Source organism: Halorubrum kocurii JCM 14978 (genome assembly GCF_000337355.1).
GTDB classification, from domain to species: domain Archaea; phylum Halobacteriota; class Halobacteria; order Halobacteriales; family Haloferacaceae; genus Halorubrum; species Halorubrum kocurii.
The window spans coordinates 1-3,477 of record NZ_AOJH01000066.1; the positions used below are offsets into that span (position 1 = coordinate 1).

Below are 3,477 nucleotides of genomic sequence, written 5' to 3' on the forward strand. Positions count from 1 at the left end.
GGTCGCGTTAAGTTAGAGGATGAGGCGGACGAGTTCTGAGTGTCTATGGCAGAATTCGACCGCCTCAACGATGGTATCGCGTGGATTGACTTGTCGTTTGTGGAGCGAGATCGAACTCCGCTCTGGGCGATTGAAGTAGGGATCCGCTGTCACTTGGCCGGTATGTCACTACGCGAGGTAAGTAAATTTCTTGAAGAATATGGAATTGATCGGAGTCACGTCGCAATCCACAACTGGGTTCATAAAGCCAATCTACAGCCGATTTCGACCGTTTCCGAGGATCAACTCGCGGTTGACGAAAAGATGATCCGCCTTCACGGTCAGAAGTTCTGGCTGTACGGCGCAGTTGATCCGTATACGAACGAGATCCTTCACGTGAGCCTCTATCCGACCGCAAATAAACAGACGACGCGATGGTTTCTGACCGAGCTACACCGGCGCTATCAGCTGAATAACGTGGAATTTCTCGTCGATGACGCAGACTATCTTGGGCCAGTTCTCGCTGAAGATGGCTATCGATTTCAAGTCATTCGACATGGAAATCGAAATGCTATCGAACGTGTCTTTTGGGAAATAGAACGACGAACATCATCGTTTGCGAATAGTTTCAGCAATGTCGCGCTCGAGACAGCTCAAAATTGGCTCGAAGCCGTCGCAGTCTACCACAATTCACGCCANTCATCGTTTGCGAATAGTTTCAGCAATGTCGCGCTCGAGACAGCTCAAAATTGGCTCGAAGCCGTCGCAGTCTACCACAATTCACGCCAGACTTAACGCGACCGATTCTGCGGTGACCACCTCCAAAGCCCCAGCCGCGAGGCGGGAGCACGCTCGCTGTGCTCCTCGGTCGCTCGTTTCACTCGCTCCCTGCGGTGCTTTCGTCGTCATCAGAACGCGAAGCGTTCTGATTGGCTCACGAGAGCTTCGCTCTCGTGAACGCCTGCTCCCGCCTCGCAGCTGCCCATTTGAGTCCCACCCGACCGCACAGCACCGCACCTCACGCCTCCCCAGCCTCGTCNTCGGTCGCCCTCCGCGTTGCTCCGGACGACCGACTCCCTCGCGGGCTCCTCGCGCCCTTCGGGCGCTCGGAGGCGCGCCACCGCATTTGTATATAAACGTATATCACCCCTAACCACTTCCATTTATAAGTAGAGGTGCGGGCGTTGGTGCGGCACAATGCGGTACAAAACGAGTCGGCGCGGTGCGCCCTACTCCTCGTCCGGCTCGGTCGGTACGCCGGCGAGGTTCCCCTCGTCGTCGAACAGCTTCGCGCGCAAAAAGCGGGTCCGGTAGCGGTTCGCGCCCTCCTTCGTGTCGGCCTCGCGAATCTCGTCGACCCGGCCGTCGGCGACCGCGTCGATAACCGCCTCTATCTGCTCCTTCTCGCTCGGGGTCAGGTCGAACTCGTAGGTCCGGGGTTGCTCGCTCTCCAGCCGCGTCCACTTGCGCGCGGCCGAGACGACGACCGAACAGGGCTCCCGGCAGGGGAAGACGCCGTCGCCGCCGTCGACGTCGAGGTCGGTGTCGTCGTCGTACTCCCACTCGCGGCGCTTCAGGCACTGCGAGTCGTCACAGCACGCCTCCGCGACCCAGTTGACGTGCTCGTACCCCTCGCCGCGGTCCCACGTCTTCACGACGCCGTAGATGCCGGACTGCCGCGCCATCGTCTCGCGCCAGTGGGTCACGTCGAGCTCGCCCTCGCGCTCGCGGTGCCAGTTGACGACCGTCGCGGGGTAGATCGTCTCGACCGCTTCGTACGCGTCCCGCGGGCCGAGGTCCGGGAAGACCCACCCGCCCGCGAGCGACGGCGCGGTCTTGAGAGGGCGGTACCGCCCCCTCTCGTCGAGGGTCACCAGGTCGCGGGCGTCGAGGGGGTCGTCGTACGCGTCGAGTTCGCCGACCGGGACGCCGGCGTCGTCGGCGTGGCGCACGTCGTACCGGCGCTCGCCGCGCTCCGTGACCGTGGCCGTGATCCGCAGGTCGCCCCACGCGCGCTCGATCCCCTCGGCGAGCGCGGCGTACCGGGCCGCGACCGTCGCGCCGTCGGCGTCCTCCAGCCAGCGCAGGAACGCGCGGCGGGGGCCGAACTCGCCGACGACGCGCTCGAAGGCGTACCAGTCGGTGACGGCGGCGGCGCGCTCGGACAGCGCCTCGTGGAGGCCGCGCTCGCTCAGCCCGGTCGGCCGGTCGCCGTCGGCGAGCACGTACTCGGCGGGGGCGTCCTCGGCCGGGGCGTCCTCGTCGTCTCCCTCGGCGTCACGCGCGACGCTGAACCCCTCGAACCGGAGTGGCTCGCCGGGGTCGCGGTCGGCGAGCGCGTCGAGCACCGCGTCGAAGGCGTCGCTCGGAAGGTCGATCTCGGGCACGTCGGGCTCGTCGGCCGCGGCCTCGGCGCTCGGGGAGGTGGGGTCGGACACGGTCAGTCCCCCGTGGCGACGCGGGTCGTCTCGCGCACGTCGTCGAGCGCGGTCCCGAGGTCGGCGCCGGCGTCGGCCGCGCGTTCGAGGATCACGTCGGCCATCAGGGGCTCGGTGCCCACGGCGCCCGCGTACCAGATCCGCGTGCCGTCCACCTCGGTGGGGACGTCGTACCCCTCGGTGTGGTCCTCGCAGAGCCCCACGTCCTCCGGGATGTCCTCCTGGGTGTGGTAGCCGTCGGCGATGAACAGGGGAACCAGCACCACGTCGTCGCTCTCGAAGAACTCGGGGAGGTCGTCGACCTCCGGGTCCTCGTCCATGTAGAGCGCCCGCACCTCGTCGAAGCGGTCGCGCTCGGCGATCCGGTCGGCGTGGTACTCGATCGCCTTCGCCGAGTTCTCGTTGCGCTCGGTGCCGTGGCCGACGACGGCGAGGCCGAAGTCGTCGCCCACGTCGGGGTCGCCGGTGACCGACTCCGCGCGCCGGACGATCACGTCGGTCATCGCGCGGTGGGTCCCCACCGGACCGCAGTAGTGGACCTCGCGGTCGATGTCCTCGGCGACGAGGGTGGCCTGGTCGGCGGAGAGGCCGTCGGAGTCCCACTCGGAGACGTCCCAGCCGTCGAGCCGGAGCTCGCGGGGGATCACCTGCTCGGTGAAGTAGCCCTCGGAGATGAACAGCGGGACGACGAAGATCTCGTCGCCTTCGACGGTGCGGAGCACCTCGCGGAAGTGCGGTTCCTCCTTCCAGAAGCCGGTCTTCACCTCGTCGAAGGCGCCGGTCGCGCGGATGGTGTCCGCGTGGTCGTACGTCGGCGCGCTCGACCCCGGGTTGAGGTGTGAACCGTGTGCGACGATGACGAGCGACTGCATACACGTCCTGGGGGCGCGCCGTTCTTAGGGACTTCGGCACGTGCGAGGGCGCGGGAACGCGGCGGCGGTGCTCGCCGCCGAGGCGCCGACCGTCGATCCCGACCGAAACCGCCATGCCGTCCCGCGCCGCACCCCGGACCATGTCGCTGGCAGCCGACACCCGCGAAGCCGCCCGGGCCCGCCCCTTC

General features: G+C 66.4%; 2 protein-coding genes and 1 pseudogene. 1 reads left to right on the plus strand and 2 read right to left on the minus strand.

The features are described 5' to 3' along the window. Positions 1 to 45 precede the first annotated feature (45 nt). Positions 46 to 672: pseudogene (locus tag C468_RS17560) on the plus strand (IS6 family transposase); the annotation flags it as partial. Positions 673 to 1,208: 536 nt separating this feature from the next. Here C468_RS17560 and C468_RS10375 read toward each other — a convergent pair. Both C468_RS10375 and C468_RS10380 read right to left on the minus strand, forming a co-directional pair. Then, positions 1,209 to 2,417, minus strand: a complete 1,209-nt coding sequence (locus C468_RS10375) for a DR2241 family protein (RefSeq protein WP_008848837.1) — start codon at positions 2,415 to 2,417, stop codon at positions 1,209 to 1,211. Between the two features lie 2 nt (positions 2,418 to 2,419). After that, entirely contained in the window at positions 2,420 to 3,289 is an 870-nt protein-coding gene (locus C468_RS10380; protein ID WP_008848838.1) for a CbiX/SirB N-terminal domain-containing protein, read from the minus strand. Between the last annotated feature and the right edge of the window lie 188 nt (positions 3,290 to 3,477).